Source organism: Arthrobacter sp. OV608, from assembly GCA_900110595.1.
Taxonomy (GTDB): domain Bacteria; phylum Actinomycetota; class Actinomycetes; order Actinomycetales; family Micrococcaceae; genus Arthrobacter.
The window spans coordinates 127064-153340 of the sequence record FOEZ01000002.1; the positions used below are offsets into that span (position 1 = coordinate 127064).

22 protein-coding genes are annotated in these 26277 nt (G+C 65.7%); 10 read left to right on the forward strand and 12 right to left on the reverse strand.

Annotated features, from left to right (window positions below):
- Positions 1–29 precede the first annotated feature (29 nt).
- Both BMX78_RS03375 and BMX78_RS03380 read right to left on the reverse strand, forming a co-directional pair.
- Positions 30–491, reverse strand: a complete 462-nt coding sequence (locus BMX78_RS03375; RefSeq protein WP_091416379.1) for a hypothetical protein — start codon at positions 489–491, stop codon at positions 30–32.
- Positions 488–2977 carry a molybdopterin oxidoreductase family protein gene (locus BMX78_RS03380; protein ID WP_091416381.1) on the reverse strand — a complete coding sequence of 830 codons (2490 nt, stop codon included), beginning with the start codon at positions 2975–2977 and terminating at the stop codon, positions 488–490. The genes BMX78_RS03375 and BMX78_RS03380 overlap by 4 nt, the downstream gene beginning before the upstream one ends.
- Positions 2978–3299: 322 nt before the next feature.
- Between BMX78_RS03380 and BMX78_RS03385 the strand changes: the two genes are divergently transcribed.
- Positions 3300–4898: a sensor histidine kinase gene (locus BMX78_RS03385; protein WP_286138787.1), complete on the forward strand. Its 1599-nt coding sequence runs from the start codon at positions 3300–3302 to the stop codon at positions 4896–4898.
- Between the two features lie 297 nt (positions 4899–5195).
- Here the strand turns inward: BMX78_RS03385 and BMX78_RS03390 are convergent, their stop codons facing one another.
- The 4 genes from BMX78_RS03390 to BMX78_RS03405 all read right to left on the reverse strand — a co-directional run bounded on the left by BMX78_RS03390 (position 5196) and on the right by BMX78_RS03405 (position 8514).
- Positions 5196–5615, reverse strand: coding sequence for an arsenate-mycothiol transferase ArsC (locus BMX78_RS03390; RefSeq protein ID WP_091416387.1), 420 nt, complete (start codon positions 5613–5615; stop codon positions 5196–5198).
- Between the two features lie 34 nt (positions 5616–5649).
- Entirely contained in the window at positions 5650–7035 is a 1386-nt protein-coding gene (locus BMX78_RS03395) for an NAD(P)-binding domain-containing protein (RefSeq protein ID WP_091416391.1), read from the reverse strand.
- A gap of 243 nt (positions 7036–7278) precedes the next feature.
- On the reverse strand, positions 7279–7701 hold the full coding sequence (locus BMX78_RS03400; protein ID WP_091416394.1) for an arsenate reductase ArsC: 423 nt from the start codon (positions 7699–7701) through the stop codon (positions 7279–7281).
- 138 nt (positions 7702–7839) lie between these two features.
- Positions 7840–8514, reverse strand: a complete 675-nt coding sequence (locus tag BMX78_RS03405) for an arsenate reductase/protein-tyrosine-phosphatase family protein (protein WP_091416397.1) — start codon at positions 8512–8514, stop codon at positions 7840–7842.
- A gap of 45 nt (positions 8515–8559) precedes the next feature.
- Here BMX78_RS03405 and BMX78_RS03410 point away from each other — a divergent pair, with 45 nt between their 5' ends.
- Genes BMX78_RS03410 through BMX78_RS03420 form a run of 3 tightly spaced genes read left to right on the forward strand, consistent with a single transcriptional unit; the run spans position 8560 to position 10223 of the window.
- Positions 8560–9306: an aquaporin gene (locus tag BMX78_RS03410; RefSeq protein WP_091416401.1), complete on the forward strand. Its 747-nt coding sequence runs from the start codon at positions 8560–8562 to the stop codon at positions 9304–9306.
- A 51-nt stretch (positions 9307–9357) separates the two neighbouring features.
- Positions 9358–9705 (forward strand): ArsR/SmtB family transcription factor, encoded by a 348-nt coding sequence (locus BMX78_RS03415; protein ID WP_091416405.1) that lies wholly within the window; start codon positions 9358–9360, stop codon positions 9703–9705.
- A 32-nt stretch (positions 9706–9737) separates the two neighbouring features.
- Positions 9738–10223 carry a GNAT family N-acetyltransferase gene (locus tag BMX78_RS03420; RefSeq protein WP_091417070.1) on the forward strand — a complete coding sequence of 162 codons (486 nt, stop codon included), beginning with the start codon at positions 9738–9740 and terminating at the stop codon, positions 10221–10223.
- A 34-nt stretch (positions 10224–10257) separates the two neighbouring features.
- Here BMX78_RS03420 and BMX78_RS03425 read toward each other — a convergent pair whose 3' ends face one another.
- Genes BMX78_RS03425 through BMX78_RS03440 form a run of 4 tightly spaced genes read right to left on the reverse strand, consistent with a single transcriptional unit; the run spans position 10258 to position 12454 of the window.
- Positions 10258–10596 (reverse strand): YnfA family protein, encoded by a 339-nt coding sequence (locus BMX78_RS03425; RefSeq protein WP_091416408.1) that lies wholly within the window; start codon positions 10594–10596, stop codon positions 10258–10260.
- Between the two features lie 54 nt (positions 10597–10650).
- Positions 10651–11316: a DsbA family protein gene (locus tag BMX78_RS03430; protein ID WP_091416411.1), complete on the reverse strand. Its 666-nt coding sequence runs from the start codon at positions 11314–11316 to the stop codon at positions 10651–10653.
- Complete coding sequence (locus BMX78_RS03435; protein ID WP_091416414.1) at positions 11313–12131, reverse strand: cation diffusion facilitator family transporter; 819 nt, start codon at positions 12129–12131, stop codon at positions 11313–11315. Before BMX78_RS03435 ends, BMX78_RS03430 begins: the two co-directional genes overlap by 4 nt.
- Positions 12128–12454: an ArsR/SmtB family transcription factor gene (locus BMX78_RS03440; RefSeq protein WP_091417072.1), complete on the reverse strand. Its 327-nt coding sequence runs from the start codon at positions 12452–12454 to the stop codon at positions 12128–12130. Before BMX78_RS03440 ends, BMX78_RS03435 begins: the two co-directional genes overlap by 4 nt.
- A gap of 157 nt (positions 12455–12611) precedes the next feature.
- On the opposite strand from BMX78_RS03440, the gene BMX78_RS03445 reads away from it, so the two are divergent.
- Positions 12612–13862, forward strand: coding sequence for an Nramp family divalent metal transporter (locus BMX78_RS03445; RefSeq protein WP_091416417.1), 1251 nt, complete (start codon positions 12612–12614; stop codon positions 13860–13862).
- Positions 13863–14007: 145 nt separating this feature from the next.
- Positions 14008–14814 (forward strand): GAF and ANTAR domain-containing protein, encoded by an 807-nt coding sequence (locus BMX78_RS03450; RefSeq protein ID WP_091416420.1) that lies wholly within the window; start codon positions 14008–14010, stop codon positions 14812–14814.
- A gap of 41 nt (positions 14815–14855) precedes the next feature.
- Here the strand turns inward: BMX78_RS03450 and BMX78_RS03455 are convergent, their stop codons facing one another.
- Together BMX78_RS03455 and BMX78_RS03460 are read right to left on the reverse strand one after the other, a co-directional pair.
- Positions 14856–16301: a sensor histidine kinase gene (locus tag BMX78_RS03455; RefSeq protein WP_091416422.1), complete on the reverse strand. Its 1446-nt coding sequence runs from the start codon at positions 16299–16301 to the stop codon at positions 14856–14858.
- A gap of 15 nt (positions 16302–16316) precedes the next feature.
- Positions 16317–17597, reverse strand: a complete 1281-nt coding sequence (locus BMX78_RS03460; protein WP_091416424.1) for a BTAD domain-containing putative transcriptional regulator — start codon at positions 17595–17597, stop codon at positions 16317–16319.
- A gap of 454 nt (positions 17598–18051) precedes the next feature.
- Here BMX78_RS03460 and BMX78_RS03465 point away from each other — a divergent pair, with 454 nt between their 5' ends.
- From BMX78_RS03465 to BMX78_RS03480, 4 genes are all read left to right on the forward strand, one after another.
- Entirely contained in the window at positions 18052–19593 is a 1542-nt protein-coding gene (locus BMX78_RS03465) for a sensor histidine kinase (RefSeq protein ID WP_091416427.1), read from the forward strand.
- On the forward strand, positions 19578–20276 hold the full coding sequence (locus tag BMX78_RS03470) for a response regulator transcription factor (RefSeq protein WP_091416430.1): 699 nt from the start codon (positions 19578–19580) through the stop codon (positions 20274–20276). The genes BMX78_RS03465 and BMX78_RS03470 overlap by 16 nt, the downstream gene beginning before the upstream one ends.
- 95 nt (positions 20277–20371) lie before the next feature.
- Positions 20372–20878 (forward strand): hypothetical protein, encoded by a 507-nt coding sequence (locus BMX78_RS03475; protein ID WP_091416433.1) that lies wholly within the window; start codon positions 20372–20374, stop codon positions 20876–20878.
- 150 nt (positions 20879–21028) lie between these two features.
- Positions 21029–26134 (forward strand): peroxidase family protein, encoded by a 5106-nt coding sequence (locus BMX78_RS03480; protein WP_091416434.1) that lies wholly within the window; start codon positions 21029–21031, stop codon positions 26132–26134.
- Positions 26135–26277 lie beyond the last annotated feature (143 nt).

Sequence of the window (26277 nt, forward strand, 5' to 3'; positions counted from 1 at the left end):
GTTGCGGGTCCGGGGCAGGTTCTGCATGGTCATTCGGCGACGATCAGGGCCTGGGGTGCGGCTTGCTTCATGCGGGTGGACAGCCACTCGAGCTGGGTTTTGGTCTCGCCCTCGCAGCGGGTGACCACCTCGAGCAGCTCCGCGTCACGGAGCCCCTGGGCGGCCTGCTTGACGGCGGTCCAGGTGATGTCCACCAGGGATCCCAGCAGATAGAGGTCCTGCAGATCGCGCAGCAGTCCCACCGCCCCGGAACGGGTTTTGGACAGCCCATCGGCATGCAGCCGCTCCGGTTCGTCGTCTTTTTCAACCTCGCCGTAGCGTTCCACGATGGGCAGCAGGGCCTGCTCATGTTTTTCGCACTGATCGGCCAGTGATCGGCAGAGGAAGTACACGTCCGGTTCATCGCCATGGCCGTCGGCCACCTGCCGGAAGGACTCTGCCAGGGTGTGTTCGGAGCGGTGCAGCAGGCCGAGGTAGATGGGGAGCTTCATGACCTCACCTCGTCCCGGGGCGCCGCCGGCGGTTCTGTGGGGGCGATTGTCTCGCTCACCTCACCGGCTGCGCCGCCCACCGTCGCCAGGACGCGGCCGGCCCGGGCGGGACGGGACGCCGTGGTGGTGGGGGCGGGCGCCGGACCGGTGGCATCGGCGACTTTGGTGACACGCACCGCGGCGGTCTTGTAGACGGGCTGCTTGGACACCGGGTCCCACTCCGTCAGGGTCAGCTCGTTGGCCGCCCGCGGGCGTTGTTGCGGATCGGCCTCGGCTGGATCCGCAGCGTCCCAGTACCCGTAGTGGAAGGGAGCAAAGACGGTTCCGGTGCGGATGTTGGCTGTCCGCACGGGGGCGAAGAGGTGCCCGCGGCGGGACTCGACGCGGACCACGTCCCCCTCGCCCAGGCCCAGCGCCTCGGCGTCGCTCTCCGCCATTTCCACCCACATGGCCGGGGCAGCATCATGCAGCTGCGGGGAGCGGCCGGTCTTGGTGCGGGTGTGGAAATGGTAGGCCGTCCTGCCCGTGGTGTAGCGGAAGGGGTATTCGCCGTCGGGGGTTTCGTGCGCCCCCTGGTACAGCGCCGTTTTGAAGATGGCACGCCCGTTCGGCGCCATTGCCTTGTAGGCCTGATCCCCCACGGTGGCTCCGGTGGCCAGGTCGTGCCCGTAATCTTCGGCGGCATCAGCATGGGTGGGAAAGACCCCGTCCCCGTACAAGCGGTCCGTCCCGTCCGGGTGTTCCTCGTTGACGGGCCAGGGGATGCCGCTTCCGCCGCGCAGCCGCTCGTAGCTGAGGCCTGTGTAGTCGCACAGGCGGCCTTTGCTGCATTCGCGCCAGGCGTTGAAGCCGTCCTCCGGGCCCTCCCAGTCCAGCAGCGGACGGCCAGACTTGGTGCGGAAGTCCATGCGCCGTGAATAATCCAGGAAGATCCGGAGGTCGCTCCGGGCCTGGCCGGGCGGCTCCACCGCTTGCTCGGACAGGTGGACAGTGCGGTTGACGTTGGTGAACGTCCCGGTCTTTTCACCCCAGGCGGCGGCCGGCAGGACTACGTCCGCATACTGCGTTGTCTCGGTCAGGTAGAGGTCCTGCACCACCAGGAACAGCTCGGGCTTGGCCAGAATCTCGCGGATCCGGGGCAGCTGGGGCATGGACACCGCCGGGTTGGTGGCCGAAATCCACAGGAACTTGATGGAACCCTGTTCGGCATAACGGAAGATCTGTGCTGCGTGGGTGGGCGGGGCCCAGTGCGGGATGACCAGTTCGTCCACGTCCCACAGTTCGGCAAGCTGTTTGATGTGCTGTGGGTTCTCCCAATTGCGGAAGCCCGGCAGATCGCCGTCGGCCCCTGCCTCGCGGGTGTTTTGTGCGGTGGGCTGCCCGTTCATCTGCAGGATCCCGCAGCCCGGCTTGCCGATCATGCCGCGCAGCAGGTGCAGGTTGTTGACCTGGCAGGACGAGGCCGTGGCCTGCGCGGACTGGTAGAAGCCCTGCAGCACCGTGGAGAGCACCCGCTGCGAGGTCCCGAAAATCCGGGCCGCCTCCACCACCGCGGCTGCGTCCACCCCGCACTCGGCGGCCACCGCCTCCGGCGTCCACGGCTCAATCTTGTCCGCCAGATCCTCGAAGCGGAGGGTGTGGGCGGCGATGTACTCCTCATCGATCCACCCGTTCCGGATCACCTCACGGATCAGGCCGTGCATCAACGCCAGGTTGGTGCCCGGCCGCACTGGCAGGTGAACGTCTGCATGCCGGGCAACTTCCGTGGAGCGCGGGTCCACACACACCACCATCGGCTTATTGGGCCCGCCAATCCGGTCCAGGACCCGGGCCCACAACACGGTCTGGGTCTCGGCCATGTTGTGGCCGTAAAGGAAGATCGCGTCGCATTCGTCGATGTCGGTGTAGCTGCCGGGCTGGCCGTCCGAACCGAAGGACTCCTTCATTGCCGCCGCTGCAGTGGCCGTGCACAGCCTGGTGTTGCCGTCCATGTGGGGGGTGCCGAGCCCGGCTTTGCCGATGATGCCCAGGGCGTAGTACTCCTCCAGGAACAGCTGGCCGGAGGTGTAGAAGCCGTGGCTCAGCGGCCCCTTCTCTTCCAGCAATGCCTTGCTGCGCGAGACAATCCGATCCATGGCGGTATCCCAGTCAGTCTCCACCAGCTCGCCGTTTTCGCGGATCAGGGGCTGGGTCAGCCGGTCCTTGTTGCTCACCCCCTGCCAAGAGGCGAAAAGCCCCTTGGGACCCAGGCGGCCGTGGTTGACGATGTCCATCGCCCGGCCCCGGACGCCCACCATCGCGCCGTCCTTGACCGCGATGTCGATTCCGCAGCCGTTGCTGCACAGCACGCAAGCCGACTGCACCCAGCGGTCCACGTCCTGCTCGCTCAACCCCTTCGCAAGGACCTGGTCCACCCGGACCGGCCACCGGTCCCCCTGCGCGAATGGTGTTCGAGTCCCCCAAATGTCAGCAATCCGGTCCACCATGGCCGTTTTCCTTTCGTCCGGGACAGCTTTGTCCAAGTTCCGCCGTACTGCTGGATGACGGGTTGAAAGTACTGTTTATGCAGGTCAGCCGTGAGGTCATCCTTAGATCGACAGTAGCCTTACTATTCCGGCGAGTAAAGCGCCGCCATGTCCCGCGTGACTGGCGGCGGCGGAAGGTTACGTGGGCGTTCTGTTCATGCGCGCAGGGCAAGCAGTAGGCTTCACGAATACTGACCTGTTGGGGCGGGGCTGGGGGAAGACGATGTTGTTTGAGTGGATAGCGCGCTATTTTCGGACGCTGGGGCCGAGGGGCCGGACGGTGATGTTCCAGCTTCCGCTGTCCATCACCATGCTGCTGGTGGTGGTCCTGGCCGCGATTCTGCATCCCGCTTTCGGGTGGACCGGGCCCTTCCCGTACACCCTGCTGGGCCATCTCGTATTGCTGGCCGCCTGCGCCCTGGTGCCGTGGGAACGGCTTCCGGAGCGGGCAACGCTCAGCATCCCGGTGCTGGACTGCCTCGCCATCGGCCTGTCCCGCGAAGCCGGCGACCAATACTTGTCGGTCCTGGGCTTCCTCCTGGTCTTTCCGGTGGTCTGGCTGTCCTACGGGCCGCAGCGCAGCGGGGTACTCATCGCCGTACTGGCTGCCTTCGTGAGCGTCGCACTGCCGCCGGCGGTCCTCGGCACAGGCTACACAAGCGCTTCCTTTATCCGCATCGTGCTCCTTCCTGTGGTCCTGGGAGCGATGGCACTCACCACCTACGGAGTGGCCAAGGCCCTCCGCCAGCAGCGGCTCCGGCTTGAGAACCAGGAAGCCGAGGTCCGGCGGCTGCTGGCGGCCAGCGAAGACCGCGAGCAGCTCCTGGACACTGTTATGGATACCGTCAGCGTGGCTGTCTGCGCCCTCGACGACAAAGGCAGGACCATCCTCACCAACCAGCATCCGGGAAGCGGCCCCGCCGGCACGATCTTCGTGGATACGCCAGCAGACGGGGGCGCGGGCCTTCCGGTCTACGGCATCGACCGCAAGCAGCCCCTTCCCGCGGAGCGGCATCCGCGCGTCCGCGCAGCCCGGGGCGAGCCCTTCACCGACGAACTGGTGTGGATCGGCAGTGGGAACGGCCAGCGTGCCTACTCGGCCACCTGCAGGCTAATCACCACTATGGATGGTCGGCATTCCGGTGCCGTCATGGCCTTAACCGACGTCACTGCACTGGTGGAGGCCCTCTCTGCCAAGGACCAATTTGTCGCAAATGTTTCCCATGAACTTCGTACGCCGCTGACGTCGATCCTGGGCTACCTGGCCCTGGCGCTGGATGAAGGCCTCGATCCCGACGTCGAACATTCCCTGGGAGTTGCCAAACGCAACGCCGAACGCCTGCTGACCCTGGTGGGCGACCTGCTCACCACCGCCTCCGGCACCGTGACCGTCACTCCCCGCCCCGCTGACTTGGCCGAGGTTGCCGCCCGGAGGGTTGAAGCCGCACAGTCGCGGGCCAAATCCGGCGGCGTGACGTTGAATCTGCAGACGGACGGTCCGGCTACGGGGCTCTTCGATCCAGACCGGATGGGGCAGGCCATCGACAACCTGGTGTCCAATGCCATCAAATACACCCCGGCCGGCGGTACTGTCACAGTCCGCGTCAGCACCAGCGGAGAGAACCTCATGTGCGAGGTTGCCGATACTGGAGTCGGGATGACAGAAGAAGACCTGGCCCAGGCCTTCACCCGCTTCTTCCGCACGGCCAAAGCCCACTCTTCCGCCATTCCCGGTGCCGGCCTGGGACTCGCGATCACCAGGGCCATCATCGAAAACCACCGGGGAAGCATCACCCTCAACAGCACTCACGGAAAAGGAACCACCGCAACGATTACCCTCCCGGATGCGGATGCGGTGGCCCGGCCTTTGGTTTCCGCCTAAACACGGCGCAGGTTTGAGGCATTCTTGAGCGAGTCTTGATCGTATGCGCGCCCGCCCTTGAGGAATGCCGGGCACAGTATTCCGTGTAAGGCCTGAAGCGCGGCGCAACTGCAACTGGGATCTGGGCCCGGTAGCGCCAGGGCCTTGATTCGGGAACAACCGAAGGTCTTAGCGCTTGGCGGTGTCTAGAAGCTGGCACCGCCAAGCGGATCTTCCACCCACGGGCTCCGCAGCGGCCTCAATCAGCTGCAGTCATCCAACGGGATCATGCGGAGGCCCGGCTGGTGCAAACCATGTTTAGTCCCCGGTGAGCTCCGCGTGGAGTTTCTGCACACGGGCTTTGATGTCGTCCCGGACCAGGCGCATGCGCTCCATTCCCTCGATCCCGCGCTCGGAGGGCTCGTCCGTTTCCCAGACTTCGAAGCGCTTGCCTTCGACCGGTTCAAGCTTGGCCTCGGTGCCCAGCACGATGACAGCGTCCACAGTGTCCAGGACTTCGTCAGTGACCGGTTTAGGGTATTCGCCGGTGAGGTGGATGCCCAGCTCGGTCAGGGACTCCACTGCCTGCGGGTTCAGGTCCTTGGCCGGCTTGGTACCGGCGGAATAGACAGCGATGGCGTTACCGGCGAGGTCTCGCATGAGGCCGGCGGCGAGCTGGGATTTGCCGCCGTTTTTGCTGCAGACGAACAGCACGGACGGAGTCTTTTTCTGGGTCATGGGTGGCTGATTCCTTTTCGGGTGAGGCGGCGGGTTAGTTGTTGGTGCCGGAGCGGCCGTGGGCCACGCCTGTGGGGAAGCCGACCAGCACCGGTTCTGGTGCGGCGCAGCATCCTGACTCCGCATCCGAGGCGACCACCGATGTAGTGGCGGGGACGGCGCAGCTGGTGCCGGCGGCGGTGGAGCAGACTCCGGTTTCGGGGAGTTCGAGGTGGACGGTGTCGGCGGATTCCTGGTCGCCCGCGAGGGCGGCGGCGACGGAGCGGACCTGTTCGTAGCCGGTGGCCAGCAGGAAGGTGGGGGCCCTGCCGTAGGACTTCATCCCGACAATGAAGAAGTCCTTTTCCGGGTGGGCGAGGAGCTTGGCGCCATGCGGCGGGACGGTACCGCAGGAGTGGAACTCCGGGTCAATCAGCGGGCCGAGCTCCATCGGTGCTTCGACGGCTGGGTCCAGGTTCAGGCGGAGCTCGCGCAGGATGTCCAGGTCCGGCCGGAATCCGGTGCAGGGAACCACGACGTCGGCCACAATAGTGCGGCCGTCAACCGCACCGATAGTGACGGATGAGTCCACGGATTTGATCGAGCTGATACCGAATCCGGTGTGCAGCTCGATCTTTCCGGCCTCGACCAGCCGGCGGACCCGGCCGCCGAGCTGGCCGCGGGCGGGCAGCCCGTCGAGGTCGCCGCCGCCGTAGACTTTCGAGGCCGAGTCTCCCCGGACGGCCCAGAGGACGCGGGTCTCCGGCTCTTCCCTGGCGAGGTCCGCCAGGTTGATCAGGGTGTTGGCGGCGGAGTGCCCGGCACCAACTACGAGGACGCGGCGGCTGGCAAAGGAGGCGCGGTCGCGGCGGGTGACGTCGGGCAGCGGCGCCGAGATCCGGTCCCCTGCTGCCTGTTCGCCGATGGCAGGCAGGCCCGAGCTGCCCAGCGGATTGCGGGTGGACCAGGTGCCCGACGCGTCGATGACTGCTGCCACGGTGTGGTCCCGGGTTTCGCCGTCCGCGTGCTCCACCCGCACCAGGAAGGGGGTGGTGTCGCGGCCCTTGATGTGGGTCTTGTCCAGGCCCTCCCGGGCGACGGCCGTGACGCGGGCGCGGGTCTGCAGGCGGGACGCGATCCGGGAAAGCGCGGCCAGGGGTGCCAAGTAGTTGTCGATCAGCTCCCCGCCGTAGGGCAGGGCCGTGGGCCGCGGTGCTTCCCAGCCGGCGGCTTCGAGGAGGCGGACGGCAGCGGCGTCGGTGTTGAACCGCCACGGTGAGAAAAGGCGGATGTGACGCCAGTGCTCGATGGCCGCGCCCGCCGTCGTGCCGGCTTCAAAGATCAGCGGTTCCAGGCCCCGTTCGAGCAGGTGGGCCGCGGCGGCCAGGCCCACTGGGCCGGCGCCGATCACGGCGACCGGGAGGTTCTTCGCTGACTCCATGGTGTCCTCTTTCATCCGTAGTGGCGGTGCGGTCCAGTTAGCGGCGGGGTTGCCCAACTAGGTAGCAGTAGGTGTCGTTTTGAGGCCCCAAAACGACAGTTACTGCTACCTAGTTGGGTGGGAGGGGTTAGCAGCAGTCCTCGTCGTCGCGGCAACCTGAGTCGCCGCAGCATCCGTTGGTCATGAGGCTCACCCCCTCCCCTGTTTCGGTTTAGGCGCGGGTCACTCTCGACAACAGCACGGTTACTTGGCGGCCGGGATGAGGGAGTCAATGAGGCCCTCGATGCGGGTCTTGATCTCGTCACGGATGGGGCGGACGGACTCGACGCCCTTGCCGGCCGGATCCTCCAGCACCCAGTCCTCGTAGCGCTTGCCCGGGAAGTAGGTGCACTCGTCGCCGCAGCCCATGGTGATCACCACGTCGGATTCCTTGACGGCTTCGGTGGTGAGGACCTTCGGAACCTCCGCGGACATGTCGATACCCAGCTCTGCCATGGCTTCCACGGCGGCGGGGTTGATCTTGTCGGCAGGCTGGGACCCGGCGGAGCGGACCTCGATCCGGCCCTTGCCGAGGCTAGTGAGGAACGCGGCGGCCATCTGGGAACGGCCTGCGTTGTGGACGCAGACGAACAATACGGAGGGCTTCTTGGCGGTTTCGGTGCTCACGGAGTGTCTCCTGGTATCGGTTGGCGGTGGACTGTATCCGGACAGCTCGCAAAACCGAACATTGATGATCGATATAGCAAGTATCTGGCGATACATTGATGGATGTCAATATATGTTTTTGAAGGTCGCTTGAAGGCTTCAGGCGGCGGTGACGCGCGGAGCAAGGTCGGTGACGCGGCGGGCGATGTCCTCGAAAGCTCTATCAAACGCTTCCCGGGTGCCCAAGCGCAGGGGATCCGGGATGGACCAGTGGATCCCGCCCAGCCCGGCCAGTTCCTCATGTGCGCTGTCACAAACTGTGACCACGAAGTCCGCGGCTTCAGAGACCTGATCGAGGGAGCGCGGGGCCCGGTTAGGGAGGTCGAGTCCGTGGCGGCGGGCAGCCTCGACAGCTCCGGGAGCGATATGGTCGGCCGGGTGCGTCCCTGCAGAGGCTGACGGGATACTGCTGGCCTGGCGCCACAGCGCGGCAGCCAGTTGGGAGCGGGCACTGTTGCGGGTGCAGACGAACAGGATGCGCTCGGCACCCTGCACCGCACCGGGTACCAGTCCATCCAGTGCGCCGGCAGCCAGCCGGAGGTAGCTGCGGCGCTTATCCGCCTCGGAGCGGTGCCTGGTGGCCAGTCCGGCATCCTCAAGTGTCCGCAGGTGGTGCGCGAGCAGGTTGGAGGACATGCCCAGCTCCGCCTGCAGCTCCGTAGGGGAAAAGTCGCCCAGGGTCAGCAGATCCACAATGCGCAGGCGCGCCGGATCCGCAAGGGCAGCATGTCTCGCGACGCGTGCTTCAAAGCTGGAAGCTGACTCAATATTCATTGATTCAATTTTGACTGAGGTAATTTCGTGCGTCAAGCTTAGATCATGACTTCACACCAACCAGCCCTGTGGCGCCGTGCCGTCGCAGAGCTGCTAGGCACCGCCTTGCTCGTTGCCATCGTCGTCGGCTCCGGAATCGCCGCCCAGCAGCTCTCGCCCAATGACATCGGCCTGCAGTTGCTCCAGAACAGCACGGCCACGGTTCTTGGTTTGACGGTGCTGATCCTGGTGTTCGGCCCGGTCAGCGGCGCACATTTCAACCCCGTGGTGTCCTTGGCCGACTGGTTCCTGGGCCGGCGCACGCGCTCGGGCCTGACCCTGCCGGAGGTTGGCGTCTACGCAGCAGCCCAGGCTGCCGGGGCCGTCGGCGGCAGCATGCTCGCGAACGCAATGTTCGACGTCGGGACCTCCATTTCCGTCAAGGACCGGGCAACTGCAGGGCATCTTTTAGGTGAGGTGGTGGCCACCGCGGGCCTCATCCTGCTGATCTTTGCCCTCGCGGCCACCAACCGGGGCGCCCTCGCCGCACCCGCAGTCGGCGCCTACATCGGAGCCGCCTACTGGTTCACCTCGTCAACCTCGTTCGCCAACCCCGCGGTGACGGTGGGCCGCATCTTCAGCGACACCTTCGCCGGCATAGCCCCGGGCTCAGTTCCCCCGTTCGTGATCGCCCAGCTGGTGGGCGCCGCCATTGGCCTGGGCCTGCTGCTCCTGCTGTTCCCCACCGCCGCGCACGCCGCTGACGACGTCGTCATTCCACACGGCAGCCAGGCCGGCAAGCCCCAGGCGTAGGGCCACACGCCACTATATTGATGAATGTCAATGTTGCGGCATAATGGGTTAATGAGCTCACTGCCCGTGCTTGAACCGGTCGTCGACACCACGTGTTGCCCGCCGGCAGCGCCAGCGCTGGGTGCCGCCGAAGCACAAAGCACCGCCGCCGTGTTCAAAGCCCTGGCCGACCCCAACCGGCTGCGGCTCCTGTCCATCGTCAAGGCTGCGGAGAGCGGTGAGTCCTGCGTCTGCGACCTCACCCAACCGCTGGACCTTGGCCAGCCCACCGTGTCCCATCACCTGAAAATCCTGGTCGACGCCGGGCTGTTGCACCGCGAAAAACGTGGCACCTGGGCTTACTACTCGCTCGTCCCCGGCGCCCTCGAGCGTATCGGGGAACTGCTGGAGAGCCTGTGACACCAGCGGAGCCGGCGACGACGATCCGCTCCATGCGCCCGGAGGATTGGCCGGCGGTCCGAAGCATTTACCAGGAAGGGATCGATACCGGCCACGCCACATTCGAATCCGAGGCGCCCGACTGGGACAGGTTCAACGTTTCCCGGCTTCCCGGCCACCGGCTCGTCGCGGAAACTGCGGCTGGCTGGATCGTTGGCTGGGCGGCCGTCTCCCCCGTGTCGGCACGTCCCGTTTACTCCGGAGTCGTCGAACACTCCGTGTATGTTGCAGGCGAAGCACGTGGCCTCGGCGTGGGCACAGCCCTGCTGCAGGCTCTGGCCGCATCAACCGAAGCGGATGGGATCTGGACCATCCAGGCCAGCGTTTTCCCCGAGAATGAAGCAAGCCTCAAACTCCATCTCGCCAACGGCTACGTCATTGTGGGACGCCGTCAACGTATTGCGCACATGGGACACGGGCCCCTGAGCGGGCAATGGCGGGACACAATCCTGATTGAACGCCGCTCCCCCACTGCCTGAACCTGCCGGACAGGCTGACGGGGCGGGTGTCAGTTCAGCCTGCGCTGCGGGGCGCGAACATGATGACCGCGACTCCCAGCAGGCAGATCACTGATCCCGCGATATCCCAGCGGTCCGGGCGGAAGCCGTCGAAAACCATGCCCCAGGCCAGGGATCCGGCGACAAACACGCCTCCGTAGGCTGCCAGGATCCGGCCGAAGTGAGCGTCCGGTTGGAGCGTGGCCACGAAGCCGTAGATGCCCAGGGCCACCACGCCAAGGCCTGCCCACCACCATTGCCTGCCCTCGCGGACGGACTGCCACACGAGCCAGGCACCGCCGATTTCGGCCGCCGCAGCCAGGATGAACAAGAGGACAGATTTTGAAATACTCACGGACCAATCTTGGCAGGGCCTGAAGATCCCGCTTCCGCCGGGGCCAGGCAAAGACTAGCGTGCGGCGTCGTCGAGCAGTTGGCGGAACTGGGCCTCGCTGTTCAGCGTGAGCTTCTGTCCGTCAAGGAAGAAGGTGGGGGTCCCGCTTACGCCCAGGCTTTTTCCGTCGGCGATGTCCCTGCGGATCCGCTCCTTGGATTCCTCGGCAGCTACGGCGGCGTCAAATTTCCCCATGTCCAGGCCGATCTCTTCGGCGAATGTCCTGAACAGGGCGGCCTGGGAGTCCTGCTTGTCGCCCCACTGCGGCTGGGTCTCGAAAAGCCTGGCTGCCATGGCGTCGTACCTGCCCTGCTGGGCGGCCGCCTCGACGGCGAGTGCGGCTACTCCGGAGTTCGCGTGGCCGAGCAGCGGGAAGTACCGGTGAATGAACGTAATCCTGTCTCCGTACTCCGCCTTGAGCTCCTGGACGAGCGGCTCGGCGGCACGGCAGGATTCGCATTCGAAGTCCAGGAACTCCACCAGTTGGGCTTTTTCAGTGACGGGATTCGTGACGCGGTGGCTGTCCTCCCGGACCAGTTGCGCGTCGGCGGCCGGCAGCGCAGCGGGAGACGGTTTGTTGGCAGCGGAGACGGCGTACCAGACCAGGCCAGCAGCGACGAGCGCCGCGAGGATGGTCCAGATGGCAATGCGGACGTTCCGTGCGGTGGAAACAGCGCTCATCGATCAGCCGGCTTCGTCCCGAGGGTCAGGCTCACCGGCGCCGGCCCGGCAGCGGCCCGGCAGCCGGGGCAGCAGGCATCTTCCTGTTCTCCAACAACCGGAGTTTCCGCCGCGGCGGGGGCCTGTGGGGCTGCTGGTGCACAGCAGTCATCGCCGGCTTCGCCGTGACCGCTCGCGTCGCTGGCGTGGGGAACTGCACAACACGCCTCACCCCGCCACGCGCTGATACCTTCACGGACCGCGATTCCGGCAATAACCAAGGCGGCGCCGGCATCGGCCCACCACCACCCCAGGGTGCCGTTCAGGACCAGGCCGATCAGCAGGACGGCGGAAAGGTAGGTGCACAACAGGGTCTGTTTGGAATCGGCCACGGCTGTCCTTGAGCCCAGTTCACGGCCCGCGCGGCGCTGCGCCCAGGACAGCAGGGGCATGATGGCCAGGCTCAACGCGGCGATGACAATACCGGGAGTGGAGTGCTGGGCCTCTTCCCCTCCGGTCAGGGCGCGTACGGCGTCCGTGGCCACGAAAGCGGCCAGGGCGAAGAACGAGATGGCGATGATGCGCAGCGTCAGGTGCTCACGGCGTTCCGGATCCTTGGACGAGAACTGCCACGACAGAGCCAGTGCGGAACTGACCTCAATGATCGAGTCCAGCCCGAACCCGATCAACGCGGAAGAATCAGCCACGTTGCCGGCCCAGAGTGCCACCACCGCTTCAATGACGTTGTAGGTGATGGTTGCGGCGGCGAACAGCCGGATCCGGCGGTTCAGGACGGTGCGGCGTTCCACGGTGGGGGCTGCCGGCAGCGCGGTCATGCGAAGCACTTCCCGTCCGGGGCGCAGCAGGCAGGATCGACGGCCAGGACAACACCGATCAGGTCGCTGATCGCGTGACCCAACCGCGGGTCGGCAAGCTCATACCGGGTCCGACGCCCGTCAGGAACGGCCACCACCAGGCCGCAGCCGCGCAGGCAGGTCAGGTGATTGGACATGCTCTGCCGGGAGACGCCCAGGGAATCAGCCAAATCGGAGGGGTAAGCCGGGGCACCGGAGAGTGCCAAGAGAACCCGCGCGCGGGTAGGGTCCGAGACCGCATACCCGAAGCGGGCCAATACGGGCGCCTGCGTGAGTGCTTCCATGCCGCCAAAGTACAGCAACGGCTGTATTCACGCAATGCTGTATCGAGACAGCCCGGACATCGCAGCCCGCCAAGTCGGACCTCCTAAAAACTACTTTTCGGTATGCCTAACTTTCGGTTATCCTCGTATCAGAACGCCCCGATGATGAGGATTGCCCATGGCCGCACCCACTCTTGAACTCCGCCCCGCACCCCGCAAGGTGTGGTCCCGGCTCCTGCTGCTTGGCCCTGCCTTCGTCGCCGCGATCGCATACGTGGATCCCGGAAACGTCGCTGCGAACCTCACCGCTGGAGCCAACTACGGTTACCTGCTGGTGTGGGTCCTGGTGGTGGCCAACGCCATGGCAGTCCTCGTCCAATACCAGTCGGCCAAGCTGGGCCTGGCCACGGGCATGAGCCTTCCGGAAATCATGGGCAAGCGGCTGGGCACCAAGCGTCGGCGCCTGTACTGGGTGCAGGCCGAAATCGTTGCCGGTGCTACCGACATGGCCGAGGTCATCGGCGGCGCCGTAGCTTTGAACCTGTTGTTCGGACTGCCCCTGCTGGCCGGCGGGGTGATCATCGGCGTGGCATCGATGCTGCTGCTGGCGCTCCAGTCCCAGCGGGGCCAGCGGTCCTTCGAGTACGCAATCCTGGTGCTGTTGGGCGTCATCGCCGTCGGATTCATGACCGGACTGTTCGTCAACCCGCCCGACGGCGGAAGTGCTTTGGGCGGTCTGCTGCCCCGTTTTGAAGGTACTGACACCGTCCTGCTCGCGGCCAGCATGCTCGGCGCCACCGTTATGCCGCACGCGATCTACCTGCACTCCGCCCTGGCCCGGGACCGGCACGGTTTCTCAGAAGACGCCGCCGTCCGGACACGGCTGATCCGTGCCACCCGGTTCGACGTGGTCGGTGCCCTGCTGCTGGCGGGGGTGGTGAACATTTCGATGCTGCTGCTGGCCGCGTCCAGCCTGCGCGGCATCGAGGGAACCGACACCATCGCCGGCGCCCACGCTGCTGTCACGTCCGCGCTTGGCCCCGCCGTCGGTATCATTTTCGCCATCGGCCTCCTGGCCTCGGGCCTGGCCTCGACGTCCGTGGGCTGCTACGCGGGTGCCACCATCATGGGCGGGCTGCTGAAGGTCCGCATCCCCCTGCTCACCCGCCGTATCATCACGCTGATTCCGGCCTTGATCATCCTGGGGGCCGGGATTGAGCCCACCCTTGCTTTGGTGCTCAGCCAGGTGCTGCTCAGCTTCGGTATCCCGTTTGCCTTGATCCCGCTGATCCGTTTGACCGGCAAACGGGAGGTCATGGGCATCCATACGGACTCCAAAGCCCTGAAGATCGCCGGGTGGACCAGCGCCACGCTGATCGTGGGCCTGAACATTGTCCTCATTACCCTCACGCTCGCCGGCCAGTCCTGAGCCGGCGCACATGTACCGGCCCCAGGCCACCGCAGTAATGCCCTGCTGAAAAGTCGAGTACCGGTTACTCGGGCGTTCCCTCTCCCCCACCCCGTATCGTGCAGCAAGAGATATCCTCGGGGACCGCTGCTGACGGGAGCAGGTTGTGGGAATTGAGCTGCGCCTGAAGCGGGCGCCCCACTTAGCGGGGGCCGGTGACGGCAGCAACGGAACGGCGCGGTTCCACAGCCGGTCAGCGGCCCCGCCCAGGCTCGGCGTTCTTTTGGACCTGCGTGCCAACACTGACGAGGCCCTCCTGCAACTCCTCGGCCTGGCCGCAACATCCGCCCTGTCGGAGCTGGCCGGATGCACCCTGGACTGTGCCGTGACACTGGTACGCCCACGCCACCCGGCCTTGACGGCAGGCACCAGCAGCGGCGCCACCTTCCTGGCACAATCCGATCAAAGCCGCGGGGACGGACCGGTATCCCACGCCCTCGCCGGGCATCTGGCGCTCATGGCCAATAGCTACTCGGCCGATCCCCGGTGGCCTTCGTTTTGGCGCCCTCTGGGCGAGGCCGGCTACAGGTCGCTCTTGTCCGTGCCGCTGCAGCTTCACGCGGACAGCCTGGCAACCCTGACGCTCCTGGCCCCGCAGGACAATGCCTTCACTCCCGGCGTTATTGTCGCGGCCGGCGCCTTCAGCAAACTGGCAGCAGGCAGCTACCTTTCGGCAGCTGAGTTGCGGGCAGCACTGGCCAGGGCCGAACAACTCGAGGCGGCCCTGCAGGGCCGTACCTCCATCGACGTCGCCTGCGGGGTGATCATGGGACAAAACCGGTGCTCCTACGACGACGCTTTCCACATCCTTGCCCAAGCCTCCAGCCACCGGAACGTCAAAGCCCGCGTCGTAGCGGAAACCATGCTGCGGGAACTGCCGGGCGGCCTGCCCTCAACGCATTTCAAGGAATGAAGCGCGGCCGTTTTGCTGTCGCGCGGGCTCTAGCCGGCACATTACGACGACGGCACGCGCCGCTGCTGGTCAGCTCCACCTGATCGAATCCGCGTGGGTTCGCATCCAGGAACCGCAGCAGGGCTTCGCAGGCCAGCGAAACGGGGGGCGGGCGAGGCGACGCCGAAGGTGGCCGTAAGGATGGTTCCCACCCCTGGTGTGGAGCGGACTTCGAGGGCGCCTCCGGCCTGCTGGATGGTGTCCCCCAAGATCCGCAAGCCAAAGTGGCCTTCGGGCCGGGGCACGCTCGGGTTGAAGCCACAGCCGTTGTCCGAAACCGTGATCTGGGTGATCTGGCCGGCCTGCCGGATCCGGATCGTCACGGACTTCGCCGAAGAATGTTTGGCCGCGTTAACCAGGGCCTCACGCGCCACCCGGTACACAAGCACGGCTCGGTCCCGGTCCAGGACAAGCTTGTCCGGGATATCAACGGTCAGCCTGATGCCGCGCTCCACGAGGGGCGCCTCCAGCCTCGTGAGGGATGCCTTCAGCCCGAGCTCATCGAGGTCCGGAGGATAGAGCTCACTGGTCATGGCACGGAGGGTGCGGATGTTCTCCTGCAGCATGGTGCGCGCTTTTGAGAACACGGGACCTTGCTCAGCCGGGCCGCGTCCCTCCACCGATTCCAATGCATACGCGAGCCCGGACAAGTCCTGGATCACCTCGTCATGAAGTTCGCTGGCGATCTGCCGGCGCTCGTGGTCCGATGCTTCGATCGCAAGATGCAGCATGGAGTTGCGTGCGGCCTGGTGGACCTGAATCCTGCGGGCCAGCCGCACTGCCGGGATCAGCTGCGCCACCTGGAGGATGGCCAATGACAAGAGCATCGGTGGGATCATCCCCATCAGGACGGCCTGCTGTTCACGCCGAACACCGGCACCGGAGGAGTAGGTTTCGAAGATCATCGGGGCGCCGCTCAGCGATGCGGACCGCGCGTAGACTTCCACCAACTCGCCGGCACCTGCCTCGAACTCGTTCTCGTCCGCCGTCTGGGGTTCCAGGGTAGCCGTCGCCGGGCCTCCATCCAGGAGCAAGCGGGCCCATTCCTCGTGTTCAAACTGCTGCCCTATGAGGGACTCAGCATCCGAATAGACCACTCTGCCGTGCTCGTCCCACACCTTGATCCTCGTTACGCCGCTCTCCGCCAGCCACGGCTCGAGCCGCTGATCCAGCAGTTGCAGTGCGGCAGGATCATGGGCAATGAGCTGGTCCGTTATCAAGGGCCCCACCACCCGGTCGGCCAAACGCTGGGTGACGTCCCTGGCGTTGTCCAAAGCGTGCCTTTCGGCAGCGGCCCGGATCCAGAAGGCAACGGGGGTGGCTACGAGGACAAGTGCTATGAAGCCTGCGGTAAGAAAACGCGCAACAGCAGCCCTGACCTCACGCCGCTCGGCGCTTCCAGCACCAATGCGGGCCGGAGAGGCCTCCCCGGAGTTTTGTCCTGGCATGGCGGGCCTGCTGGGCTACGCCGAAAGTCCCGGTGCCTGCGCCCCCATGCTGCCCAAGCCGGCAAGGAGGGACGGGTGCACAATCAGGTTGCCGGGACGGGCGTGCCTCAAGGTGTCCAGCATGATTGCCAGGGCGCCGTCCTTCGGAAGGAATGCACACACCCCCATGCCGGCGGCCTCACGCAGGGCTTCCTGTGACGGGTTGCCTGTCAGCATGACGATCCTGGCGTCGGGGGCTTCAGCGAGAATGCGTTCGGACGCCGTAAGCCCCGAACCGTCAGCCAGGTGCAGGTCCATAATGACGACGTCGGGCTGCAGTTCATGGAACATGCTCACCGCTGATGCCACTGACTTGGCCGCTCCCACACTCGCGAGGTCCGGCTCCCGGTCCAGCGCTCCGGCCAGCAGGTCCGAAAACGTGGTGTGATCGTCAGCGATCAGGATCCGCATGCGTTCCGTTTCCTGCCGGGCGGATGCGGGGGCAGGGTGGCGGCTTTCCTTGACCACATGAATGGGGCCGGGGACTTCCGCCGGTCCTGACGCTGCCGCGGTGTTTGACAGGAGCCTGGCTTGTGCATCCCTCAGCAGCGGACCGGGAGCGCAGCCCAGTTCCTCATCCATGACCCTCCGGCAGCGGTCGTACGTCCGCAGGGCTTCGGTGTTCTCCCCATTGCGTTCCAGTCCAAGAACCAGGGCCGTCCATGCCCGCTCGTTGAGGGGATCTTCCTTCACCGCCGCGTTGCTGAAGGTCATCGCCTTGGCAACGTCACCGACAGTAAGAGCCGCTTCTGCAGCCAGCACGCGGGCAACGTTAACCTGGTCCGCATGCAAGGCCCGCTCTTGCTCGGCCCAGGCCGGCAGCAGTTCGTCCCCGAGCAGCGGAGCCGAAGCCAGCTCAAGTGCATTGGTGAGCAAGGCGAGCGCCTCGCGCGGTTCGGCCTGGCTGGCCATTTTTGTCAGAGTCTCAAAGCGGTCCAGATCCAGTTCCACGAGCGAGCGGTCGATGGCGTAGCCGCCTGTGACTGTCCGCAGGGGGCCCGTCCGGCCGGCGCCGGGCTGCAGGTGGCGTCGAAGCACGCTGACGTAGCTTTCGAGGGTTGGCAGTGCAACAGCGGGATGATTGCCGTCCCAGAGCAAATCCATAATGCGGGTCTTGGACACGGCCGTGCCAAAGCTCAACAAGAGGATTTCGAGCACCTGACGGGGCTTGGGTCCGCCGAGGTCCTTGGCAGTGAGTTCCTTGCCCCCACAGCGGATCGTCAGCGGGCCGAAAACCGAAATCTGAAGCGCCGGCATCTGCGGCGACACTGCAGAAAGCGGGGCTATAGAAAGGGTACGGGCATCGGCCGCTCTCTTCGCCAGTTCCAGAGTAATCACGAAGGTCTCCCCCAAATACAAATAGGTCAATGCGTGAGTCCCATTGAAAAGGGTGGGCAACACCCGGACAACAGTGTTGAGTACTCAGTTCTTGGAGTACCCATACTTGGGTTTTGAGGCCCCTACGCACAGCCGGTTTTGCCACCCCACGGCGTGACCTGAAGGAAGAAACCGGCGGGGAAGCGTTTCCGCTGGTTAGACCAACGATTTGATGCTCGTGGGGATGTTGGGAAAAACCTAGGTAGCCTCTTGGGAGCGCGATGGGCAGAGCCAAAGCTTTCCCCAACCGGCCTACCCTATTTTTCCTTGTATGGGCACACTGGCGGTTTGTGACGACAGCTCTGGTGCCGGCGCCGATGGGAGGGGAATCCAGATGAACGTATCCACCAGGGCTTTCCTCAATCTCCCTTCGATGATGGGCAATCTGTCACTGGCCGGCGGTTGGCAGCGGCTGCGCGCAGGACTGCGTACTGTCCGCTTTCGCGTTCTTGCCACTGTCTTGGCTTTCCTGGCGGCGGGCCTGCTGGTTGCCGGCATCACCACGCTTGCCCTTGACCTGCGCAGCCTCAACAGCCGGGTCAGCGAGGATCTCCTGCTCCAGTCTGAGCGGCTCCAGAACATCGCGGAACAGGGTGTTCCGGGCGGAGGCCCCTTCAGCTCCCTGGAAGTACTGTTTACCGTTTTCCTCCAGGGTGACACCCCGGGCCGGTATGACTCCGTGATGGCCACCATCAACGGCGGCAATACATTCCTGCCTGCGGGAGGCCAGCCAACAGACCTCGCGGCTTCCGCAGTGCTGAAGACTGTCCGCGCGGAGCAGCGGGAAGGCCGCACCGTGTTCCATGACATGACCCTGGACGGCCGGCAGGTACGCCTGGCCATCACCTCAGTATCGCTCGGTGACGGAACGGCCGGCGGGCTTTTGGTGGCAGCGAATGAGATTGGGCGGCAGCGGGAGAAGGCCATCGGGTCCTTCGGGACTTTCGCGCTGGTCTCGCTGGCCACGCTGCTGCTGGCCGGCGCCGTGGGCTACATCGTCACGGGACGGTTGTTTGTTCCCGTCCGGCGCCTGCGCCAAGCCACTGGATCCATCACCTTTGACGATCTGAGCAGCAGGGTCCAGGTACCGCCCGGAGACGACGACGTCTCGCAACTGGCCACCGACTTCAACCGCATGCTCGACAGGCTGGAAACCGGCATCGCCGACCAGCGCCGGTTTGTGGATGATGCCAGCCATGAACTTCGTACACCCCTGACCATCATCGGCGGCCACCTCCAGCTGCTTTCGGCGGCAGACCCGCAGGACGTCGCCGAAACCCAGGTCCTGCTCCTGGAAGAACTGGACAGAATGCAATCCCTGGTGGATGAGCTCCTCCTGCTCGCGCGCAGCGGGCGTCCGGATTTCCTCCGGCCGGACTTTATCGACGTCGATTCCTTCCTGCAGGCTGCGATGAACAGGATCAAGGTGCTGGCTGACCGGCAGTGGCGGATCGACGCCATGCCCGGGGGCCGCATCCGCGCAGACCGACACCGCCTCACCCAGGCGGTGGAACAGCTGGCAGCGAATGCTGTGCAGTCAACGCGGCCGCACGATGTGATTTCCCTTGGTGCAGCATGGACCGGAACGCGGGACGGCACGGCACTGCCGGGACAACCCGGATCTTCCGGAGCGGGTCTGGACATCTGGGTGGCAGACACAGGGTGCGGCATCAGCGCAGCGGACCAGGAACGGATCTTCGACCGCTTCGCCAGGGCGGGAGTTTCCCGCGGCACGGAAGGATCGGGGCTGGGCCTGCCCATCGTCAAGGCCATCGCCGAAGCACACAGCGGCGCACTGCGGGTTACTTCACGGATCAACGAGGGCAGCCGGTTTGTCCTTTCACTGCCAGGAGGAATGACATGCCAAGGATCCTGATCGCCGACGACGAACCGCGGATCGCGAGCTTCATCACCAAGGGCCTCACGGCCGCAGGTTTCACCACCACTTCCGTGGAGGACGGCATCCGGGCGCTGGACTACGGCAGCTCCGGGGAGTTCGACCTGCTCATTTTGGATATCGGCATGCCCAGGATGGACGGGCTGGCTGTGCTTGCGGCATTGCGGTCAATGCGCTGCGAGGTTCCAGTGATAGTGCTGACGGCCAAGGACTCACTCCAGGACACCCTTGGGGCGCTCGACGGCGGTGCGGACGACTACATGACCAAACCCTTCCGCTTCGAGGAGCTTCTTTCGCGGATCCGCCTGAGGCTGCGTGACGGCGCGGGCGTGCAGGCGCCGCCGGTCCCGGTACGCGGGGACATCAGCCTCGATGTCGACCTCCGCTGCGCAACCGTGCGGGGCCGGACAGTGCCGCTGTCCGCCAGGGAATTCGCCATGGCCCGGGCATTTGTGGAGAACGAGGGCAAACTGCTCACCCGGGAACAGCTGCTCAGCCGGGTATGGGGATACGACTTTGACGGGTCCTCCAACGTGGTGGACGTCTACGTGGGGTACCTGCGCAACAAGCTTGGCCCGGAAAAATTCCTGTCCGTCCGCGGTGCGGGATACCGCTTTGTAGCTGTCCCTGCTTCCCCTTCGCAGGCATCTTCGGCTGGATGAGAAGTCTCTCATAAACGTCTCATCCACCTCTCACGGGCCCCGGGCACAGTGGATGCACAACCAAAAGCGGATACACCACCAAGAAAGGCGAACTGATGAAGAAGTTCTGGTATCTTCCCGTTGCTGCAGCTGTTATGGGCGCGGCGAGTCTCACGGTCTGGACCCAGGCCAACGCAGGCCCGCCCCCGGCTGTGTCGCCGGGCGTGGTGGTCGCGGACCTGAAGTCCGGCGACGACAAGCCCAAACCCGAGGACCGGCCGGCGCAGTTGCCAGCCCCAACCCCCAGCGCCAGCATCACAGCGGTTCCCGAGCCTGTGGCCGGTCAAACGCAGCTCGTGCCGGCCGAACCGCAGACTGTTCCACCCGTCGTCGTCGATGACAAAGGCGGCCTCCGGGCACCCGGCGTCTCGGACGACCCCGTCACCCACGACCTCGGCGACGACAAGGGCGGGCTCAGGGCACCTGGCGTCACCGACGACCCCGTCACCCACGACCTCGGCGACGATAAAGGCGGGCTCAGGGACGCAGGCGTTTCGGACGACGGCCCCAACCATGACGCCGGCGACGACAAGGGTGGTCTTCGGGAAGGGGATGACGATTAGGGCAGCGACTGCCAGCACCTGACCTCCCGGCACAAGGTTTTCCCTAGAAGGCCATAACACCATGGCCTTGTTTCGCCGGCTCTACTGGGGAGCCGGCCCTACGGGGGGAACCGATTGAGGATGAAGGCTTTAACGCGCCAGTCACCGTCCATGCCACACCACAGGCCAAACCACAGGACCGCGACCGCACGCCTGCGGTTCCTGGCGGCTTCCGGAGCGCTGGCTTTGGCGGCCTCCACGGGCCTGCCGCCCCTCCCTGCCAACGCCGTGCAAGCCCCACCGGGCGCGGGCTTCACCATCACACCTGCCGACTTGTCCTTCATCCTGAAGCAGATCAAGATCGCTGAAGCCCACGTTGCCAACACCACCTCCGCAACAGGGCCTTGCGGTGCCCTGGTGGGAACCGGCCCCAACCAGCTGGCCAGCCCCCTGCTGTCCCACGGCCTCCGCACGGTGGATGGCAGCTGCAACAATCTCCAGCCCGGCCAGGAAAACTTTGGCGCCTCGGACCAGGTGTTCCCGCGCCTGGGCTCCAAGTCCTTCGGCGCCGCAGAAAGTGGCTCCTTCGGCGGACCACCCATGGCAACGGGCTACACCCAGAAATCCGGCAGTGTCTTCGATTCGCGGCCACGCACCATCAGCAACCTCATCGCGGACCAGACCTCCACCAACCCCGCAGCTGTGACGGCCGCCGGGTTCCCCGCGCGAAGCCAGGGCAACGAGGGCGTGGTGCCCTGCACCACGGACCCCGATCCGGACGCCGATCCCCCGGTGAAAGCCGCACCGGACGGCTGCGTCCCCTCGCACAACACGCTGTTCATCCCCAACGTCACCACCGACGTCGGCCTCTCCCCGCCCTACAACTCCCTCTTCACCCTGTTCGGGCAGTTCTTCGACCACGGCATCGACCAGACAGTCAAAGGCGGAGGCACCGTCTACGTTCCGCTCAAGGCCGATGACCCGCTGATCGCAGGCCCGGACCACGTCTTCGGCAACGCCGATGACCTCAACCCGCACATGCGTTTTATGGTGCTGACCCGGGGCCAGAACCAACCGGGCCAGGACGGCGTCGTGGGAACCGCTGACGATGTACAGGACGCGCTGAACACCAACTCGCCGTGGGTGGACCAGAGCCAGACCTACGCCTCGCACTCCTCCCACCACGTATTCCTGCGCGAGTACGTCAACAACTCCGCGGGCCGGCCGGTGGCTACAGGCAGGATGCTGGGCGGCCCGGCGGGCACGCCCACGGAAGGCGGCATGGCCACCTGGGCCGATACCAAACGGCAGGCCCAGGAGCTGCTCGGAATACAGCTGCTGGACAAGGACGTCCTTAGCGTCCCCATGCTCGCCGCCGATCCCTACGGCAAGTTCATCCCCGGCCCTAAAAACGGTCTCCCGCAGTTCGTCACGAAGTCGGGCCTGGTGGAGGCGGACCGCACCGCGAATGACGGCCGCGGAACGCTGGTCCCGCAGGACGTGCTGTACTTCAACACCCCGTTCCTGACGGACATCGCCCACAATGCGGACCCGTCCCCGCAGGACTCCGACCACAACCCGGCCACCCCGCCGGCGGCGCCCACCCCCGACGGCGACAAGGCCGCCTCCGCGGACTTCGCCAGCCAGGCGCCGGGCACCTATGACGACGAAATGCTGGACGCGCACTACATCGCCGGCGACGGCAGGGTGAACGAGAACATCGGCCTGACCGCCATCCACCAGGTGTTCCACTCCGAGCATGACCGCCTGGTGGGGGACATCAAGCGGGTCCTCGCCAAGGACACCTCGGCCAGGGGCACCGCAGCCCTTGCCGAGTGGAAGCTGGCGGCGGGCGCCGGGGGCTGGAACGGCGAGCGGCTGTTCCAGGCCGCACGGTTCATCACGGAGATGGAGTACCAGCACCTGGTGTTCGAGGAGTTCGCACGGAAGATCCAGCCCGGCATCAACCCCTTTGAGCCCTTTGCCTTCGCGCAGACGGACATCAACCCGGCCGTCAGCGCCGAATTCGCCCACGCGGTGTACCGCTTTGGCCATTCAATGCTCACGGAGACCATTTCCCGCCGCAACGAGGACAGCCCGGGGGCTGACAAGGTGTTTGGAACGTCCGACGACGTCCGGGGCTCCCGGAATGACATTTCCCTTCTCGAGGGGTTCTTGAATCCGCCCGCCTACACCGACGGCGGCCCAGCCGGGACGCTCACCTCCGAGGAGGCCGCAGGCAGCATCATCATGGGCATGTCCGACCAGGTGGGCAGCGAACTGGATGAGTTCGTCACCGATACGCTCCGCAACAAACTGCTGGGCCTGCCCATGGACCTGGCCGCGATCAACCTCACGCGTGCCCGGTCAGAGGGGCTGCCCACGCTGAACGCGCTGCGCCGGGAACTTCACGGCGCCACCAACGACAGCCAGCTCAAGCCGTATGCCAACTGGATCGATTTTGGCGAAAACATCAAACACCCGGCGTCCCTGGTCAACTTCGTGGCCGCCTATGGCCAGCACCCCTCCATCCTGGCAGCCACCACGCTGGAAGCCAGGCGCACGGCAGCCCGGCTGATCGTCAGCCCGGACGCCCTGGCCGGCGAGGTGTCCCCCGAGGATGCGGTGGACTTCATGAACAGCACCGGTGCCTGGGCCAACAAGGGGACTACATCCATCACCGGGCTCGACGACGTGGATTTGTGGATCGGCGGCCTGGCCGAACGGACCAACCTGTTCGGCGGTCTGCTCGGCAGCACCTTCAACTATGTCTTCGAGAGCCAGATGACCGATCTGCAAAACGGTGACCGGCTGTACTACCTGGCGCGCACGCCCGGCATGAACCTGATGGCACAGCTCGAAGGAAACTCCTTCGCCGAAATGATGATGCGCAACACCAACGCGCAGGCGCTGAAAGCCGATGCCTTCGCCACTGCCGACTGCAAGTTTGAGCTGAAGAACCTCAATGGAACGCCCGCGGGCTTCGCGGCCGCCGGCAACGCCGTCGCGGACGATCCCCAGTCCGAGTGCAACGAGTCCGCGCTGCTGATCCGCATGCCCGACGGCACCATCAAATACCGCGCATCCAACGCGGTGGACCCGGCCGGCATCAACGGCCAGGCCGTCTACAACGGATCGGTCAACGCAGACCGCATCCACGCCGGCGTGGACAACGACACCATGTGGGGCGGCGCGGGCAACGACGTCATCGAAGGCGGCGACGGCGCCGACACCGTGTTGGGCGGCGATGGCAATGACGTCATCACCGACTCGAACGGCGACGACATCCTCAAGGGCGGCCCGGACAATGACGCAATCGACGGCGGCCCCGGCCTGGACCTGCTCCTGGGCGGAGACGGGCGGGACTTTATCAATGGCGGCGCGAACTCGAACGAAACGTTCGCCGGCGAAGACGACGACTTCGTGATCGCCGGTGAAGGCCTGGACGCCGTGTTCGGCGGCGGCGGCAACGACTGGGCGGAAGGCGGCGACGGCCCCGACCTACTCATCGGCGACTCCAGCAACCTGTTCTTCCTGGACGATTCCGAGAAGCCCGGCAACGACATCCTGGTGGGCCAGGGCGGCGACGACGACTACGACATGGAAGGCGGGGACGACGTCGGAATTGCCGGGCCCGGCGTGGAAAAGGTGGCTGGTGCGTCCGGCTACGACTGGGAGAGCGGCGAACATGATCCCCAGCCGCAGGACGCGGACCTTGACCTGCCCATAGCGCCGCTGGACATCCTCCAGGTGGGGGTCCGGGACAGGTACAACGAGGTGGAAGCGCTCTCCGGCGGTCCTTTCGACGACAAGCTCAGGGGCGATGACATCATTCCCAAAACCAGGGGTGGCGCAGGCTTCATCGGCTGTGACGTGCTGGACCAGGCCGGCGTGGACCGCATCAAGGGACTCAGCGAGCTGATCCCGTCGCTGCCCACTCCCCTGGCCGACGTCGTCAATGCCTCCGCCTCGAAGGAATGCCCCGTGCTGGCCGGCCCCTCGGTCTGGGGTGAGGGCAACATCCTCCTGGGCGGCGCCGGCAGCGACCTCCTTGAGGGCCGCGGCGGCGATGACATCATCGACGGCGACCGGTACCTCAGCGTCCGGCTCAGCGTCCGCGCGGATGCCAGCAACGCAGCCAGTGAAATCGGCAGCGCCACGGGAATGAACGCGCAGTACCAGCACACCTCCGACGGCGCGCTAACCGGACCGACGCTCCAGCAGGCCGTGTTCGCGGGCACCGTGGACCCCGCCAACATCATCGTTGTCCGGGAAATCCTCAGCTCCAGCGAAGGAACCGACGCCGCGGTGTTCTCGGACTTCGAGGCCAACTACACCGTCACCACCACCGGCGGCGACGGCACCCTGGGCTCCCCGGGCTCCGTCACCACCGTCCAGCACATCACCGGCGGGGATGGCACGGACACCTTGTCCAACATCGAACAGCTCGTCTTTGGCGACGGAACCGTTGCAGCAGGCGACGACCCCGGCGAGGAGGCCGAGGATGAGGTGGACGAAGTTGAGGACGGTGTGGATGCAGGCGTCGAGGAAGAAGTCGATGACGGAATCGACGAGGTCATTCCGGGCGACGGCGAGGTGGTGGTAATCATTACGCCGACGCCGGACACGGAACCCGCACCCGGTCCTGCGCCCGTGGACCCCGCACCAGCCAACCCTGCGCCCGGTCCTGCACCCGTGGACCCGGCGCCAGCGGACCCGGCCCCCGTTATCCAGGCACCCACCGTTCCTGCACCGGCAGACCAGGTGCCCGCGGATCCGGCACCCGCCGATCCCGCACCCGCCGGCTTCTTCGTCCGAACCGTTGATTCGATGGGAACCCAGGTGGGCGAGATCCTGGCTGCCGAACCCGGTGCCACCAGGGTGGTGGTTCCCGGCCTGGAGAACGGTACCCCCTACAGGTTCCAGGTTGCACCGGCCGACGGCGGTGTTCCCGAATTCTCCGAATTGAGTGATGCCGTTGTGCCCGGGGCCACCGAGGAGGACCGCCGCACCTTCAACCAGGACGCATTGCCTCTGGAGGCCGGGACGGACCAGCTGCCGGCGGCAGGAGCTGCACCGTTCGGCGGAGTGTTCGGAACGGCACCGGTGGTCACCCTGGCGGCGCTGGCCCACTACCTGTCCTCCAGCCCCGGAACCGCGGCGCTGGCCCTCACCACAGGGGGCCTGCTGGCAGCCTGCGCTTTGCTGGCCTACAAGCTGTACCGCTTCCGGGCCGGCGCCCGGAAAGCCGCCACCAAGGAGCCCACCAAAGCCTGACTGACGGGGAGCACGCCGCCCGGAGTGCTCCCCGGTTGGCTAAAGAAACTGCCACCTTGGGAAAGAGGGAAACACTAAGGCTGGCTGCACATGGTTCCCACAACATGTCAGCAGTAACTTCACTTCATGGTTACTTGCTCAGT

Coding starts and splice junctions, on each gene's coding strand:
- BMX78_RS03440 (WP_091417072.1), bottom strand. CDS start 12,454: ATGGAAGCACTCACGCAGGCGCCCGTATTGGCCCGCTTCGGGTATGCG.
- BMX78_RS03390 (WP_091416387.1), bottom strand. CDS start 5,615: ATGACCCAGAAAAAGACTCCGTCCGTGCTGTTCGTCTGCAGCAAAAAC.
- BMX78_RS03420 (WP_091417070.1), top strand. CDS start 9,738: ATGCGCCCGGAGGATTGGCCGGCGGTCCGAAGCATTTACCAGGAAGGG.
- BMX78_RS03470 (WP_091416430.1), top strand. CDS start 19,578: ATGCCAAGGATCCTGATCGCCGACGACGAACCGCGGATCGCGAGCTTC.
- BMX78_RS03375 (WP_091416379.1), bottom strand. CDS start 491: ATGAAGCTCCCCATCTACCTCGGCCTGCTGCACCGCTCCGAACACACC.
- BMX78_RS03380 (WP_091416381.1), bottom strand. CDS start 2,977: ATGGTGGACCGGATTGCTGACATTTGGGGGACTCGAACACCATTCGCG.
- BMX78_RS03455 (WP_091416422.1), bottom strand. CDS start 16,301: ATGCCAGGACAAAACTCCGGGGAGGCCTCTCCGGCCCGCATTGGTGCT.
- BMX78_RS03410 (WP_091416401.1), top strand. CDS start 8,560: ATGACTTCACACCAACCAGCCCTGTGGCGCCGTGCCGTCGCAGAGCTG.
- BMX78_RS03430 (WP_091416411.1), bottom strand. CDS start 11,316: ATGAGCGCTGTTTCCACCGCACGGAACGTCCGCATTGCCATCTGGACC.
- BMX78_RS03385 (WP_286138787.1), top strand. CDS start 3,300: ATGTTCCAGCTTCCGCTGTCCATCACCATGCTGCTGGTGGTGGTCCTG.
- BMX78_RS03405 (WP_091416397.1), bottom strand. CDS start 8,514: ATGAATATTGAGTCAGCTTCCAGCTTTGAAGCACGCGTCGCGAGACAT.
- BMX78_RS03480 (WP_091416434.1), top strand. CDS start 21,029: ATGCCACACCACAGGCCAAACCACAGGACCGCGACCGCACGCCTGCGG.
- BMX78_RS03460 (WP_091416424.1), bottom strand. CDS start 17,597: ATGCCGGCGCTTCAGATTTCGGTTTTCGGCCCGCTGACGATCCGCTGT.
- BMX78_RS03445 (WP_091416417.1), top strand. CDS start 12,612: ATGGCCGCACCCACTCTTGAACTCCGCCCCGCACCCCGCAAGGTGTGG.
- BMX78_RS03395 (WP_091416391.1), bottom strand. CDS start 7,035: ATGGAGTCAGCGAAGAACCTCCCGGTCGCCGTGATCGGCGCCGGCCCA.
- BMX78_RS03415 (WP_091416405.1), top strand. CDS start 9,358: ATGAGCTCACTGCCCGTGCTTGAACCGGTCGTCGACACCACGTGTTGC.
- BMX78_RS03435 (WP_091416414.1), bottom strand. CDS start 12,131: ATGACCGCGCTGCCGGCAGCCCCCACCGTGGAACGCCGCACCGTCCTG.
- BMX78_RS03465 (WP_091416427.1), top strand. CDS start 18,052: ATGAACGTATCCACCAGGGCTTTCCTCAATCTCCCTTCGATGATGGGC.
- BMX78_RS03475 (WP_091416433.1), top strand. CDS start 20,372: ATGAAGAAGTTCTGGTATCTTCCCGTTGCTGCAGCTGTTATGGGCGCG.